The 15,995-nt window shown below is 53.3% G+C and carries 13 protein-coding genes; 7 read left to right on the plus strand and 6 right to left on the minus strand.

What is annotated here, in order from left to right:
• Positions 1–109: 109 nt before the first annotated feature.
• Positions 110–1,492, minus strand: a complete 1,383-nt coding sequence (locus F552_RS0111315; RefSeq protein WP_026182639.1) for a NarK family nitrate/nitrite MFS transporter — start codon at positions 1,490–1,492, stop codon at positions 110–112.
• 55 nt (positions 1,493–1,547) lie between these two features.
• Complete coding sequence (locus F552_RS0111320) at positions 1,548–2,810, minus strand: MFS transporter (protein ID WP_018151859.1); 1,263 nt, start codon at positions 2,808–2,810, stop codon at positions 1,548–1,550.
• 313 nt (positions 2,811–3,123) lie between these two features.
• Between F552_RS0111320 and F552_RS0111325 the strand changes: the two genes are divergently transcribed.
• The 5 genes from F552_RS0111325 to F552_RS19175 are packed head-to-tail and all read left to right on the plus strand — an operon-like array spanning position 3,124 to position 7,274.
• Positions 3,124–5,151 (plus strand): ribonucleoside triphosphate reductase, encoded by a 2,028-nt coding sequence (locus tag F552_RS0111325; RefSeq protein ID WP_211208264.1) that lies wholly within the window; start codon positions 3,124–3,126, stop codon positions 5,149–5,151.
• 35 nt (positions 5,152–5,186) lie between these two features.
• Complete coding sequence (nrdD, locus tag F552_RS20970) at positions 5,187–5,366, plus strand: anaerobic ribonucleoside-triphosphate reductase (RefSeq protein ID WP_018151861.1); 180 nt, start codon at positions 5,187–5,189, stop codon at positions 5,364–5,366.
• Positions 5,359–6,078, plus strand: coding sequence for an anaerobic ribonucleoside-triphosphate reductase activating protein (locus tag F552_RS0111335; RefSeq protein WP_018151862.1), 720 nt, complete (start codon positions 5,359–5,361; stop codon positions 6,076–6,078). The genes nrdD and F552_RS0111335 overlap by 8 nt, the downstream gene beginning before the upstream one ends.
• 14 nt (positions 6,079–6,092) lie before the next feature.
• Complete coding sequence (locus tag F552_RS0111340; RefSeq protein WP_018151863.1) at positions 6,093–6,779, plus strand: Crp/Fnr family transcriptional regulator; 687 nt, start codon at positions 6,093–6,095, stop codon at positions 6,777–6,779.
• A 51-nt stretch (positions 6,780–6,830) separates the two neighbouring features.
• Entirely contained in the window at positions 6,831–7,274 is a 444-nt protein-coding gene (locus F552_RS19175) for a putative zinc-binding protein (RefSeq protein WP_018151864.1), read from the plus strand.
• Here F552_RS19175 and F552_RS0111350 read toward each other — a convergent pair.
• Positions 7,266–9,116 (minus strand): two-component system response regulator, encoded by a 1,851-nt coding sequence (locus F552_RS0111350; RefSeq protein WP_018151865.1) that lies wholly within the window; start codon positions 9,114–9,116, stop codon positions 7,266–7,268. The genes F552_RS19175 and F552_RS0111350 overlap by 9 nt on opposite strands.
• Complete coding sequence (locus tag F552_RS0111355) at positions 9,117–12,218, minus strand: response regulator (protein WP_018151866.1); 3,102 nt, start codon at positions 12,216–12,218, stop codon at positions 9,117–9,119. It lies immediately after the preceding gene.
• A 198-nt stretch (positions 12,219–12,416) separates the two neighbouring features.
• On the opposite strand from F552_RS0111355, the gene trmB reads away from it, so the two are divergent.
• Positions 12,417–13,130, plus strand: coding sequence for a tRNA (guanosine(46)-N7)-methyltransferase TrmB (gene trmB / locus F552_RS0111360; protein WP_018151867.1), 714 nt, complete (start codon positions 12,417–12,419; stop codon positions 13,128–13,130).
• Positions 13,131–13,212: 82 nt separating this feature from the next.
• On the opposite strand, the gene F552_RS0111365 is transcribed toward trmB, so the two are convergent.
• On the minus strand, positions 13,213–14,025 hold the full coding sequence (locus F552_RS0111365) for a Cof-type HAD-IIB family hydrolase (RefSeq protein WP_018151868.1): 813 nt from the start codon (positions 14,023–14,025) through the stop codon (positions 13,213–13,215).
• Positions 14,026–14,234: 209 nt separating this feature from the next.
• On the opposite strand from F552_RS0111365, the gene F552_RS0111370 reads away from it, so the two are divergent.
• Entirely contained in the window at positions 14,235–14,690 is a 456-nt protein-coding gene (locus F552_RS0111370) for a copper chaperone PCu(A)C (RefSeq protein ID WP_018151869.1), read from the plus strand.
• Between the two features lie 71 nt (positions 14,691–14,761).
• Here the strand turns inward: F552_RS0111370 and F552_RS0111375 are convergent, their stop codons facing one another.
• A complete protein-coding gene (locus F552_RS0111375; RefSeq protein ID WP_018151870.1) occupies positions 14,762–15,961 on the minus strand; it encodes a trans-sulfuration enzyme family protein in 1,200 nt (399 codons plus the stop codon).
• Positions 15,962–15,995: the final 34 nt, after the last annotated feature.

The following is a 15,995-nucleotide window of genomic DNA, read 5'->3' on the forward strand; positions in this document are numbered from 1 at the left end:
CATGACCTTTAACTTTCCGTCCATAAAAACACCGCCGGTGGTGCTGCCCTGATACCTTCACAGAGCAACATCACCGGCGGTGGTGTACAGACAATGACAGCCAGATGCATTAGCAAGGCATGTTGGCAGCCTTGCGCACGTAGAACCACCAGGTCACCAGCAGGCAGCTCAGGTAGAAGCCGATAAAGCAGTACAGGGCCAGGTCTGGTGCGCCAGTAGCCGCGATAGAACTACCAAAGCTTTTCGGAATGAAGAAACCACCGTAAGCACCAATGGCGCCAGAGAAGCCCAGAACTGCGGCAGATTCTTTACCGGCATCCAGAGTGGCCTGACGCAGTGCGGCTTCTGATGTACCAGCCGCACGCTGACGTTCGGTCAGGAAGATCACCGGAATCATGCGGAAGGTAGAGCCGTTACCAATACCTGTCAGGGCAAACAGAATGATGAACATGCTCAGGAAACCCTGGAAGTTGCCGGTAGAGCCTGCGTGTGGCAAGAAGTTGATCACCCCCATCACGGCCAGCATCATCAGGAAGAACACCACCAGCGTCACGCGGGCGCCACCCAGTTTGTCGGATACCCAGCCACCAATCGGACGGGTCAAGGCACCTACTAACGGCCCAAGGAAGGCGTACTGTGTCGGGTTAACATCCGGGAACAGGGCTTTGGTCAGCATGGCCAGACCAGCAGAGAAACCAATGAAAGAACCAAAGGTACCCACGTACAACCAGCACATGATCCAGTTATGTTTGCGTTTGAAGATAACCGCCTGATCTGCAAAAGAAGCTTTGGCATCGGCAATGTCGTTCATGCCGAACCAGGCCAGCACGGTTGAAGCAATAATGAACGGTACCCAGATGAAGCCGGCATTTTGCAGCCAGATGTGTTTTTCTACACCGGCTTTGACAAAGGTATGCGGTTCACCAGACAAGGCACCAAAGATGGCACTGGCCACCACTACCGGCACCAGAAACTGCACCACAGACACGCCCAGATTACCGATACCTGCGTTCATGCCCGTGGCAAAACCTTTTTTGGCTTTCGGGAAGAAGAAGCTGATATTGGACATGCTGGAGCTAAAGTTACCACCGCCCAGACCGCATAACAGGGCCAGCACCAGCAAGGTTGGATAGCTGGTGGTCGGGTCGCCCAAGGCAAACCCCATGCCCAGTGCCGGAATCAGCAAGCTGGCGGTTGAAATGGCTGTCCATTTGCGACCACCAAAAATAGGCACCAGGAAGGAATAGAAAATCCGCAAGGTGGCACCAGACAACGAAGGCAAGGCCGTTAACCAGAACAATTGGTTTTTGCTGAAGTTGAACCCGGCCTTATCCAGGTTCACTACTACCACACTCCACAACATCCAGACAGAGAATGCCAGCATCAGGGCAAAAATCGAGATCCACAGGTTGCGCGATGCAACCTTCTCCCCCGTTTGTTGCCAGAATGCAGTGTTTTCTGGCTGCCAGTCTTTTAACACATGACTACTCATTTTTTTACTCCCTCATGGGATACAGAAATTGACCAGGAACTTAACAAAAAATCTTTCAGGCCTTGTGATGCGCAATGACCTGCTCGCCGTAAGCCACGCTTTCAGGGCGGAAGCTAAAGTGCATCCAGATCAGGCTGACACACACGGTGCCGTACAGCAGCATGAAGCTGGAGCTGCGCACACCGGTCAGATCCACCAGCGCACCAAACATGATCGGCAGGATGAAACCACCCAGACCACCAGCCAGCCCCACCACGCCGGATACCGCACCAATGTTTTGGCCGAAATCGTCAGAAATGAACTTGAAGACAGACGCTTTACCGATGGCCATCGCAATACCCACCATGAACAGCACGATGGTGAACATGGTTGGGCTCAAGCCGATATGAAAGGTGCGAGGACCGGAAACGGTGGTAATGGTGAAATCGGTTTGCGGATAAGACAGGATAAAGAAGGCAATCCAGCACACCCACATGACCCACCAGGTAGTTTTGTAGGCGCCAATCCGGTCTGACATATAACCACCTAAAGCGCGCAGCACGCCACCTGGCAGTGAGAAACAGGCAGCCAGCAAGGCAGCCGTTTTGATGTTAAAACCGTATTCGTTAACATAGTATTTGGTCATCCACAGCGACAAACCGACATAGCCGCCAAACACCACAGAGTAGTATTGGCAATAGCGCAGTACACGCGGGTCTTTCAGCATGGAGAGCTGTTGGCGCAGCGGCACATTGCTTTTGACCAGATGCTCTGGGTTAGATGCAGAAAACACCCAGAAGATACCTGCCGTTACCAGCATGGCAATGGCGTAGATTTTCGGCACGATCATCCAGCTGCCTGCTGCTGCAATCAAGGCCGGGGCAACAAACTTGTTAAGCGCAGAACCTGAGTTACCGGCCCCGAATACCCCCATCGCAAAACCTTGCTGGTCTTTACGGAACCAGCGGGCCACATATGGTGTACCAACAGAGAAAGAACCACCTGCCAGACCGATCCACAACCCGAGTGCCAGGAAGTGCCAGTATTGGGTGGCAAAACTGATCATGAAAATGGCTGGCACAGTTGACAGCATCACGCAAAAGAACACGATGCGGCCACCGAAGCGGTCCGTCCACAGCCCCAGAGGTACACGGATCAATGATCCACTCAGTACCGGTGTGGCAGCCAGCAGGCCAAATTCGGTTTCATTCAAACCCAGCTGGGCTTTGATAGGTATACCGATGACGGCAAACATCATCCAGACAGCAAAACAGATGGTAAAGGCAAAGGTACTGGAGACCAGTACCGAAATGGCTTTACCGGAGTGGTGTTGGCTCATGACGAACTCCCGTTGATAAAAACTTTTTTAGTTGTTCGCAGCTTACCCCTACAAAAGCTAGGGATATATTCGCCAAAAGCATGGCCTCCTCAGCACAAAGGGACTACACCCCACAGTCCAAATCACTAGTCGACCTAGACCGAAAGGAGTATTTGACCTCGGTCAAAAATACTTTGCATGCTAAAAATATCGAAAATTGATCTCTCTCAAGTAAATCGCATCTGCATATTTACCCTTCACAAAACACAACATATAGTAAAAAAACAAATTTCAAACACAACATGTTGAATCCGGGAGGTGCCAGATGAGCAAAATGGATAGCTTGGTTGGTTGCAAGGTGCGTAAGCGTAACGGGCAAATTGCCGACTTCTTGCCAGCCAAGATTGATGCCGCCATCGAGAAGGCGGGCAAGGCGTCTGGCGAGTTAAACCCCGAGACCGTCATGCGGGTCTCCCGCGCGGTTCAACATATGTTGTCGCACCGGCCAGACCCGTCTGAAGCGGTTTTTGATGTCGAAGAAATCCAGGATGCGGTCGAGCATGTCTTGATGAGCGGCGATTACTACCGCACCGCCAAGGCTTATATTGTTTACCGTGCCCAGCATGCCAAGATGCGTCAGGACAGCAAAACACTGGTCGACGTGGAGTTATCGGTCAACGAATACCTGAAACAGCTGGACTGGCGCGTCAACGCCAATGCCAACCAGGGCTATTCGCTGGGCGGGCTGATTCTGAACGTATCCGGCAAAGTCATTGCCAATTACTGGCTTAACCACGTTTATCCGCCGGAAGTGGGTGAAGCACACCGCAAGGGAGATGTGCATATTCATGACCTGGACATGTTATCCGGTTATTGTGCCGGCTGGTCTTTGCGCACCTTGCTGAACGAAGGGCTGAACGGTGTACCGGGCAAAGTGGAAGCGACCGCCCCCAAACACATGAGCTCTGCCGTAGGCCAGATCGTGAATTTCCTTGGCACCTTGCAAAACGAATGGGCGGGCGCACAGGCATTCAGTTCATTTGATACCTATATGGCCCCCTATATCCGCAAGGACAACCTCGACTACCCTACCGTCAAGCAATACATCCAGGAGCTGATCTACAACCTGAATGTACCTAGCCGCTGGGGCACCCAGACACCGTTTACCAACCTGACCTTTGACTGGGTATGCCCGGAAGACTTGCGGGAGCAGATTCCCTACATTGGCGGGGTAGAAATGCCATTCAGCTATGGCGACCTACAGGCTGAAATGGACATGATCAACCGGGCCTATATTGAAGTCATGATGGCGGGCGATGCCAAGGGCCGGGTCTTTACCTTCCCGATCCCGACGTACAACATCACCCATGATTTCATCTGGGATAGCCCAAATGCTGACTTGCTGTTCGAGATGACGGCCAAGTACGGCCTGCCCTACTTCCAGAACTTCCTGAATTCGGAACTCAAGCCCAACCAGATCCGCAGTATGTGCTGCCGTCTGCAGCTGGATTTGCGAGAGCTGCTCAAGCGCGGCAATGGTCTGTTTGGCTCTGCCGAGCAAACCGGATCGCTGGGGGTGGTGACCATTAACTGCGCGCGTCTGGGGTATCGCTTTAAAGGCGATCAGGCCGCCCTGTTTGCAGAGATTGATCACCTGATGGACCTGGGCAAGGCCAGTCTGGAAATCAAGCGCAAAACCATCCAGCGGCTCATGGATGGCGGTTTGTTCCCGTACACCAAACGCTATCTGGGCACCTTGCGTAACCACTTCTCGACGCTGGGCGTGAATGGCATCAACGAGATGATCCGCAACTTCACCAACGACGAGCACGATATCACCAGTCCATGGGGGCACCAGTTTGCCTGCCAGCTGCTGGACCATATCCGCGAACGCATCGTGCAGTATCAGGAAGAAACCGGCCACCTGTACAACCTGGAAGCCACACCGGCAGAAGGCACAACCTACCGTTTTGCCCGGGAAGACAAAAAGCATTATCCGGAGATTCTGCAAGCCGGCACAGAAGACATGCCGTACTACACCAACTCGTCCCAACTGCCCGTCGGCTTTACCGATGATCCGTTTGAAGCACTGGACAGACAAGATGAACTGCAACGCCGCTATACCGGCGGTACCGTGCTGCACCTTTACATGAACGAGAAGATTTCCAGCATCAGTGCCTGCAAGAAGCTGGTTTACCGTGCATTGGCCAACCACCGCTTGCCATACATCACCATTACGCCGACTTTCTCGATTTGTCCGGTGCATGGCTACCTGTCTGGCGAGCACGAGTTCTGCCCCAAGTGTGACGATGAATTACTGGCCAAGCAGCCAGTAGAAACTGAAGTTTGCAGTAGCTGTTAAACCCTGTCCTTTTAACCCTGTTTAAGGAGAACACCATGGCAACCGTAAAACCGCATCCCGTCTTGAAAGACGAACACCGCCAGCGCTGTGAAATTTGGACCCGCGTCATGGGCTACCATCGCCCGATGTCATCTTTCAATACCGGCAAAAAAGGCGAATTCTTCGAGCGAACCTACTTCACCGAATCCGCCATCCAGCCGCAGAACCATGCATAACCATTCTGCCCTTACAGCAGAATCGCTGCAGCTCGGCGGCTTTGTGCCCATGAGCTGTAGCGACTGGCCAGACATGCTGGCAGCAGTGGTCTTCATTGCCGGTTGTCCATGGCGGTGCAGTTATTGCCATAACCCGCATTTGCACCAGCGCGATGAGGCCACTGCCCATGCAACCCGCCAACTGCTGAAATTCCTGGAAAGCCGGCAGGGTTTGCTGGACGGCGTGGTATTTTCTGGTGGCGAACCCACCATCGACCCTGCACTGCCAGCCGTCATCCAGCAAGTAAAGGCCATGGGATTCAAGGTTGGGTTGCATACCGCAGGCTGTTATCCGGACCGTCTGATCGCCATGCTGCCAGATCTGGACTGGGTCGGCCTGGATATCAAAACCCTGCCAGAACAATACGATGCGCTCACCGCCATCTCAGGCAGCGGCCAGCGAGCCGTTGAATCGCTCGATGCCGTCATAGAGGCCGGTATCCGTTTTGAAGTCCGCACCACCATTCATCCTGACTGGCTGCCAGAGCACAGCATCACGCAACTGGCAGACTGGTTGGCCGGCAAAGGCGTCCGCCATTTTGCCTTGCAGCGCTACCGCCCTTCCAGCAAAACACCGCCGCCCCCTCCTCCAATGACCTATCCCGACCTAGCCTGTTTGGCGTATTGCGAGAAACGCTTCGAAAGCTTTACCTTAAGGAACAGTAATACATAGGATGGAGAAAGCATATGCATCCCAAAATGGATGTCGCAGGTTTGCTAAGGAATACCCCGTTTTTCAACGGTTTGTCTGATAGCCAGTTGTTCCAGATCCAGCAAGGCACCTCCGTGGTTAGGGCCAAAAAGGGGGATATCCTGTTTCTGAAGGGTGACCAGCCGACCGGCCTGTATCATCTGGTTTTCGGGCAGGTGAAAACCGCATTCCCTTCTGTCCATGGTAGCGAAAAGGTCTTGCAGATACTGGATAAAGGCCACCATATCGGCGAGGTTGCCGCGCTGCTGAACTGCCCGTATCCGGTGTATGCCCAGTGCCTGACGGACTCCCTGATCCTGCATATCAGTGCCCAGACCATTACCAATGTCATCACGCAAGAACCTGCGCTGGCATTACATTTGCTGCAGGATATATCCGAACGTCTGTTAAAACTGATGCAGGACGTAGAAGCATTCAGCCAGCAAACCACCCAGCAACGGGTGATTCATTATCTGCTGGACCTGACACTGCAACAGCAGAACCTGCAGCAAACCAGCCAGATCCGCCTGCCCACCACCAAGGGGGTGCTGGCCTCCCGGCTTAGTCTGAAACCGGAAACCCTCTCGCGGATCTTCCATCAATTGGTCAGCGATGAGCTGATTAGCGTCAAGGGCCGGCAAATCCAGATTCACGATGTTAACCGCCTGAAGAAGATCATCTGATGCGGTGGATTTCCCTGCCCTGTTAGTGACAAGCCAAGACCCCGGAGGCATATGAATCAAACCCATCTCGCCAAACATGCATTGCCGTTGGTGTATTCATGCTCCGGGTGTTCCAATGCCGCACAAATGGCCAATTATCTGGCGCTACAGCTAGACCGCGAGGGACTGGCCGAGATGTCCTGTATTGCAGGGGTGGGTGGCGGCGTTGCGCCCTTGGTACGCAAAGCCAGGGAAAACCGGCCAGTGATTGCTCTGGACGGCTGCAAGCTGCATTGTGTGAAAGCATGCCTGACCCAGGCATCCGTGGTGGCGACCGTCCATATTACCCTGTCAGACTATGGGGTGAAAAAACGGCAACATACCGACTTTGATCTGCCCGAAGCACAACAACAACTGGCCAGGCTCAAGCAGTTGCTGTCCACTCAAACCTCCGCTTCCCTCACTGACGGCGGGCAACTGGCGTCAACCACCATTGTAGAGATCGACTTAGGGTAAGGCAGATTCCGCCGGGCTAGGTGTGTCCACTTGCCCAGTCAGGGCTGTCCAGGTCAGTAGCTCAGGTACGTGCACGGCATATCCCTGGGCCCAATCCACTTCCAGCGCCCCCAGACGTTCCAGAATCCGAGTGTTCTCGACAAACTCTGCTACTACCGGTTTCCCCAGCCGGTGCGCCATTTCAACCATGGACTTCACCATGGCGTGTTGTGCCTCATCGACATCCATCTCGCGCACAAAAATGCCGTCAATCTTGATGTAATCAAACGGCAGTTCCTTCAGGTATGAAAACGACGCAAAACCGCTGCCAAAATCATCCAGCGCAAAGCTGCATCCTTTGGCATGCAGCTCTTCCATCAGCGTCCGTGCCCGTTCGATATTCACGATGGCTTCTGTCTCTGTGATTTCGAAACACAGCTTGCTGGCGGGTACATTGTGCATTTTCAGTAAATCCTGCACATAGTCGGACAACCCCGGTTCTCGCAGCGTAATGGCCGACAGGTTTAACGCCACGTGCTGTATCAAGTGCAGTTTGTCAGGTTGTGACCCAAGGAAAGTAATCACCTCACGGATCATCCAGCGGTCCAGATCGCTGATCATCATGAAACGCTCGGCAGGTGCAATAAAGCTACCGGGGTAAATCAGCTTTTGCTGATCTTTGTCCCACAGGCGAATGAGGGTTTCGAACCGGAAGCCTTGATCAAGCTCTGGCTTTAGCGGGCGCAAACGCTGGAAATACACCTGAAAATGGTTTTCCCTCAGCGCCTTTAGCAGCACCACCGCCCAATCATAAGTCGCACGATGATCCCGCTGGCGGGCAGCAACCTCCGTATATTGCAACATGCCGCCTTTGCCCTGACGCTTGCACAGGTAGGCCGTTTCGTCAGCCATCAGCATCAGTTGCTCAAAAGAGATGACTTCACGATCCACCTCCACCACGGCAAGCGATACCGACAATTGAAACTGACGGTCATTCCAAGAGAAAGAATGCTGCTGCAATTGGGCGTGAATGGCCGTAGCCAGTCGCATGGGGGACCCAGCCGCGATGTTATCGCTTACGATAGCGAACTTGTCACCGCCCAGCCGGGCAAAGAAATCGCCTCTATCCAGCAAACCGCTGATCAGGTCTGCAAACTGTTTCAGTACCTCGTCACCCGCAATACACCCGAACGTTTCATTGATGGAACGGAACTGATCGATGTCCATCATCAGGAATACAGGGGTTAGTCCCTCTGTCATCTGCACCTTGGCCAGTAACTGGGTAACATGGGTTTCCAGCGCGTTACGGCTATACGTCCGTGTGACAAAATCATGCGTTGCCAGATAATTCAGGCGATCCTGCAGATAACGGCGCTCGTTGATTTCTTCGCGCAGGTGATAATTTGATAACGTCAGTTCAGAGGTTCTGGCACGCACCTTCTCTTCCAGATGCTGGTTAAGGGTCACCAGTTCACCCAGCATCTGCAAACGCTCCAGCTGGTGCCGTACCCTGGCACGGACTTCGGCCGGATTAATGGGTTTGGTGATGTAATCATAACCCCCCACCTCAAACCCGCGCGCGACATCATCCGTTCTGGCCGTCACAAAAATCACCGGGATATTTTGTGTCTCAGGTTGCTGCTTTAGCCGCGAGCACACCTCGAACCCGTCCATACCCGGCATCATGACATCCAGCAATACCAGCGAGGGTCGGGTTTTACCGGCAATCTCCAATGCCTTTGCGCCATCCGTGGCAACCAGAATATCCACGTCGAACTCGGCAAGCGTTTCACTCAACAGGGCAATATTCTGAGGTGTATCGTCAACGATCAGTAACTTGGGTAGTGCGCGAGTATCAATCATCTATTGAACCTCAGTCTGGGGTGCATCTAGTAATGTACTGACGATTATGACGACATGGTCGAAATCAAAGCTTTGCAGCGCCTCATCCAGCGTCGCAAGCCAGGCGGCAGGGAAACCAGCCGCCGCAAGCGCATCCCGCAAACGGCGAACCTGCGTGAGTTGCCCAGTTTCTGCGGCCTGACGCAGCTGCTCCAGCAGCGCACGCGCCTCATGACTCACCAAGACCTGTACATCGGGGTTATCAGCTGTCTGGTTCGGTTCTGCATCCGGTGCTGACGTTTTAAATCTTACGTTGGCATATTTTGAAAGCATTTGGTAGATACTGCCAAAAATATAGGGCTTGCTGACAAAGTCGATAAATCCTTTTTCAACATAGAAACGACGCTCATGCTCCAGGCTGGACGCCGTCACCGCCACCACCGGAATGCTGGCAAGCACCGGGTTGGCCTTGATCCGGTCCATCAGCTCGACACCATTCATCAATGGCATGCGAATGTCTGAAAACACGATATCCACCGGAGAGGTTTCCAGTATCTCCAGTGCCTCCAACCCGTTATTGGCCAGGTAAATCTGGCAGCCGGCATTTTGCAGCGCCTGTGCCAGCACGTCACGACTCAGATCATCATCTTCTACCACCAAGGCATGGCAGTGACAATCGTCCTGTAATGTTACCCCTTCATGCAACAACCGGGATGCCCCTGAATCATCCTGCCCCGCATCGCCTTGCAGAGGAGCTAGCAATAAGGTCAGTCGCGCCGTCAGCCCTTCTCCGGGCTGGCTGAACAGCTGCAAATCCCCCCCCATGGCCAATGCCATTTTCTTGCACAGCGACAAACCCAAGCCCGACCCGCCCTTTTCAAGTCCTTGCGTATCCTGGCGGAATGGCCGGAACAATGCATCGGCATCTGCCACGTTCATGCCAGGCCCGGTATCCGTAATGTCCATGCAGACCAGATCGCCATCACGGTACACATGCAACGTCACACCGCCCGCATCGGTAAACTTGATGGCATTCCCCAGCAAATTGCCCAGCATCTGCCCGGTTTTCAGTTTGTCTCCATTCACCAGTGCTGGGGCAGGCAGTTCGATGCTTACCTCAAAACGCAGGTGCTTCCGCTCAGCCTTGCCAGCAAACAGGGCTGCAATCTCTCGGGTTTCACGGTTCAGGTCAAAATGCTCGTTCACCACCTGCAAACTGCCAGACTCGATCTTGGACAAATCCAGAATATCGTTGATCAGCCGCAGCAAACGCTGGCCAGCCGCCAAAATCGTAGACAGCTTCTGCCGGGTTTCGCTATCTACCCGGTGGTCCTCCAGTAACAGTTGCGTATAACCAAGTACCGCATTAAGCGGCGTGCGGATTTCATGGCTCATATTGGCCAGGAACACGGATTTGGCCTGGTTTGCATTGTCGGCCTCTGCCCGGGCCGTACGTAACTCTTGCTCCAGTACGTTTCGCCGGTCAATTTCCTCCAGTAAGGAATCGTTGGTCTTTTCCAGACTGGCAGTACGACGCTCGACCTCTGCTTCCAGATCCGCCTTGGCGGCCATCAAGTCCAGCTCGCGCTTGCGGCGCATGAACACAAACGCGGCCAGTACGGTGGTAAATGAAATACCGCTCCCCAGAATACCCATTTGCAACCAGGAAGGACGCAGGTCATTGATCCACACGGGTGAGGCTGCCAACCGCCAGTGCTGGTTACCCAGCGAAACGCCATACTGGAAAACCAGCTTGTCATTGCTGGTCAATAATCTCATTCCTTCGGATGGCGTTACATTACCCGTCCCTACCCATGCCGTATGCGGTGCCCCCGGGTCTCCCAGCACAACATGCTGGTCCACCAGATTGACTTCCTCCATCGAGGCTGCCAACAAGGTTTGGGGGTCCAGCACCACAGACACAAAGCCGCGAATCAGATCAGGATGATACGGTACCGTTGCTGCTGGCAGCGCATAAGACACCGGCTCATAACCCACCAGTGCACTGGTATTTGCTGAAATTCCATTTCTGGCTTTTATCAGAGAGGTAAACCGGGTAGACCCCGTATCACGGGCAGAAAGCAACGCAGGTGCCAGATAAGCATCTACAGACTCATCCGTGCCTATGGTTTCAGATCCGGCTTTCGGGTCTGCCCAGGCAACCGGAAAATACTCTAGCCTGGACGAAGCCGGTTTGCTCATGCCGTCTATGGTCCGCTCCGTGATGGGGGCAGATGCGGCACGCTCGAAAGCCTTTCGATCCGACTCATTCACCAAGGGTAACCATGAAAAGCGCAACAACCACGGGCTCTGTTTTAATAAGGGCGATGTTACATAACGGAATTCGTCTTCCTGAATGTCTGCCTTAAAATAAAGCAATCTCACGGTTTTCAGGTCTTTCAGCACCATATCGATATGGTTCTGCAACGTAATTGACAATAACTTGCTCTGTGCTTCAAACGCATCCAGACGCTGTCCGCGCTCCAGATGCCCGACTATCAGCGTCATCATCAGGGTAAAACCGATGCCCATATTGACGATCGGAAAAGCAAGGCAGGCATTGAGCGCCGTACGAATGGTCGGGTGCAGCGCCCACAGGATCAGCGGAGCAAACACCAGCATGCCGGCGCAGTCCCCCACCCACCACACCAGCCAGCCATAGGTCAGCTCTGCATTCGACATCAGCTTAAGCTGCCAGAACGTGAACATCCCCACCGAGGCGGCAATCACGCAACACAGGCAAACTATCAGGGTAAACAGAAAAGACTGTTTCAATACCCCTTTGAACACCATGTTCCGGATGACCGGTTTTAATATCCAGCCAGCCAGCATAAACTGGCTCACGGAACCTACGGTTTGTTCAAGCGCTCCCACCAGTGCGGGGGTATTGTGTCCGCTCAGGTAGAACATTGAGCTGATGTTCATCCACAGGCTACCTGCAATCAGGCCAGGTAGCGATGAACGACCATAAAGGATGAATGCCGCCAGGGCAAGGCCAGAGGGGGGCCAGACGGGGGTAATCAGATTGGGACCAACGCCAAGCGCAATGCCTAGTTTGCCGAATGCCACATACAAAACGGCAAGAATAACCGACTTGAATACCAGCGAAACAAATCCGGGCATTGGCATGTATTCCTGTTTTAACGTCCCCGGGTGAGCGGAAGAGGATGGTTGGCCGTTACGCAGGCTAAATACTGTTATGTATACACTTTATGATATGACATAAAAATCGCTTATACCAATATCTTTGTACATCATGATGGGCTCCCGATACAAGTCTGCGGTACAATTGTCGTTTAGAAACATACCGCAAGAATCATCATGTCAGACCAGACCCAAACCGAAGATCAAACAACCGCAACACCAGCACATGGCCATATCAAGAGCTTTGTGCGCCGTGCCGGCCGCGTCACGGAAGGCCAGCAACGCGCACTGGAAAAGCTGTGGCCTGCGTATGGCGTTGATTACCAGCAAGCGCTGATCGACTTGCCCAAGGTGTTCAACCGTCAGGCACCCTGCATTCTGGAGATTGGTTTTGGCATGGGCGGTGCAACGGCCGAGATTGCTGCAGCACATCCGGAAAATGACTACCTGGCGCTGGAAATTCATCCGCCGGGCGTCGGCAACCTGTTAAAGCTGATTGATGAAAAGGGTCTGACCAATATCAGGATTGTGCAGCATGATGCCGTTGAGGTGCTGCGCGATATGGTGCCGGAAGGTAGCCTGGCTGGCGTGCATATTTACTTCCCGGACCCATGGCACAAAAAACGCCACAATAAACGCCGTCTGATTCAGTCACCGTTTATCGCCAATCTGGTGAAGTACCTGGCCCCCAATGGCTACCTGCACTGTGCTACCGACTGGGAAGAATACGCCATACAAATGCTGGAAGTTCTGAGTGCTGAACCTTTGCTGAGTAATACGGCAGACGGATATGCACCACGTCCAGACTGGCGCCCGCTCACCAAGTTCGAGCAGCGCGGCATTCGGCTGGGCCACGGCGTATGGGATTTGCTGTTTACCAAAAAAGCATAATCAAGACCATTCACAATACTAAAAGGGCCACTTGTGTGGCCCTTTTAGTTTTGTAGTGCATTACGTCACCAGCTTCTGACAGTCAGTCTGTCAGTGTTGCAAGTCCCCATGCCTCTCGCAGGTAGTGGGCAATGGCGGACGCTTTGTTAGATCCCAAACGCTTGGCATGCGATACCGCGGTGACGAGACCAGGCGCTGCATCTTGCATCACAAATGCATGACCAACATGCTGCAACATCTCCACATCATTCATATGGTCGCCAAAGGCCACGCAATGGCGGGCATCTACGCCCAACTGATCCAGTAGTCTGGCCAGTGTGGTGCCTTTACTGGTGTTCTCTGCCATCACCTCCAGACAACCATCGGCCGAGAACGTGATGTGGGTGATACCTGCGTATTGCTGGCGCAAGACGGGTTCTATGGCCCGCAGCTGCTCATGCTCACCCACAAACAGCACCTTCAGCACACCTTGGCCGTCGTGCTGGCGCAAATCCTGTATGTCGTACAAAAACCCGGACTCTTCGTGATAGGGTAGCAAGTCTGGTGCTTCACGATTAATCAGCCATTGATCATCCAGGTACAGATTCAGCCAGATCTCGTCCGATGCCCCCCACTGGCCGGCAATTTCCCTGACGATCCAGTCGGGTACATTGGCCGCATGGATCAGCGCCCCGTCAGGTGCATGCAACCGTGCGCCGTTAGACGTAATCAGATAAGGCTGTTGCTCAAGGGCAGCGGCAATTCCCCATACATCCTCATGATGCCGCCCGGTTGCCAATACCAGATGTACGCCAGACTGTTGCAGGTAATTCAGGGTTTGCGCGGTAAATTCATTGATTCGATGGTCTGCATCCAGCAAAGTACCATCCAGATCTGAGGCGATAAGGGGAAACATAAATACATCCAGACAATGGGCAGAATCAAGGGTTATTGTAAGCCATTCATTCACTGAAAAAAGATTACATTTAGACTACAAAGCAAATGCACCAGAACCAGATCAGGTATTGTGCGACACTATGTCACACACAATAACCCCGGTTTTTCCGGTATTGTTGCGTCATCTTTTATCAACGCAACCTGTCTGGTGCTTTTCAAAGGTACGTCATGAAGCTAAAACATCTCGCCCTGGGTATCAGTGCGCTTTCCGTTATGACCTTCGCGGGAGCACATGAGTTCAAAGCCGGGAATCTGGTCATTCAACACCCATGGGCCAGAGAATCCATGCCCAACATGAATATGGGGGCTTTCTACTTCAAGATAGAAAATACCGGCAATTCAGCAGATACCCTGCTGGCGGTGGATAATGCCGATGTCGCCGACAAAATGCAGCTACATACCAACCTTACTGAAAATGGCATCATGAAAATGCGGCCAGTGACTGATGTCGTGATTGCGCCCAAATCCACACTAGAATTCAAGCCACAGAGTTACCATGTCATGGTATTTGGCATCAAAAAGCCCATGAAAAAAGGCGACTCGCTCCCCATTACGCTGCATTTCAAAAATGCCGGGGATGTCAAAGTAGAAGTGCATGTCGAAGCGGCAGATGCCATGCACTGATGCACATGACACGTTCCGGTGATTGAGATGGCACTCATGGGCAAACCAATCACCGGTACACGCAAGCAGTGTTAAGGTTGTGCCTCTCTCAATGCCCGGCCGATATCCCGTTTCAAATCCTCGATGTGCTCCAGCCCCACCGACATCCGCACAAAATTAGGCGCAATATTGGCAGCTTTCATCTGAGCCTCATTCATGGTGCCAGACCACATGGCCGCCGTATGCACCAAGAGGGAATCCACCCCACCCAAACTCACCGCATGAGTAGCCAGCCGCACATTCGAGACAAAACGGCTGGTCATGTCATAACCACCCCGTACGGCAAATGCGATCACCGCACCAAAGCCTGACATCTGCCGGGTAGCCAGTGCATGCTGAGGATGACTCTCAAGTCCCGGGTAAAAAACCCGTTCTACTTCGGGTTGCTGTTCCAGCCACCCCGCCAGGGCAAGCGCATTCTGGTTGATGCGACTGACCCGAACCGGCAGTGTGCGCAGTCCGCGCAACAGTAACCATGCATCCATCGGGGAGAGTACCGACCCGAGGGTGGTATGCATTTTCCAGATTTCATCGGCCAATGCTTCTGAGCAGCAAATCACGCCTGCGGTAATATCATGGTGGCCACCAAGGTATTTGGTCGCACTATGCACCACCACGTCAATCCCCAGACGGTGAGGCTTCTGGTTCAAGGGACTGGCCAGCGTATTATCAGCAATCGTTAAAATATGATGGGCACTGGCAAGTTCTGCCACCGCTTTCAGGTCTGTCAGCACCAGTGTCGGGTTTGCGGGTGTCTCCACCATGATCAAGCGGGTTTCCGGGCGGATGGCCGCCTTGATCGACGCCACATCATCCTGATCGACAATGCTGACGCTGACGCCAAACTTCGGCAGCACCTCTTCAAACAGTTTGGTGGTACTCATGTAATGCCGCGTCTGGGCAATGACATGATCTCCCGCCTTGACCAGCGCCAACACCGCGGTACTGATTGCCCCCATGCCGGAGCCCGTCAACAAGGCGGTTTCTGTTTCTTCCAGCCTGGCCAGAATCGAGACTACCCGCTGATGCACCGGGTTGCCGTAACGGGTATAAAACCCCGTGTGGCGCGGCGTATTTGCCATGTCGGCAAACATCTCTGCATCGGTTGCCTTGAAAGTGGCCGAGTAATAAATGGGCGGAGAAATGGACAATTCATCACCATGATCACCGTGCAATACCAGCGTTTCATCTTCCAGGTGCATATCCATCAACTCATGATCAAGGCGTGTCATGCGGGCTTTCTGTCATCAAAGGAAAGACATAAGA

The organism is Leeia oryzae DSM 17879 (genome assembly GCF_000376945.1).
In the GTDB taxonomy this organism is placed as follows: Bacteria; Pseudomonadota; Gammaproteobacteria; order Burkholderiales; family Leeiaceae; genus Leeia; species Leeia oryzae.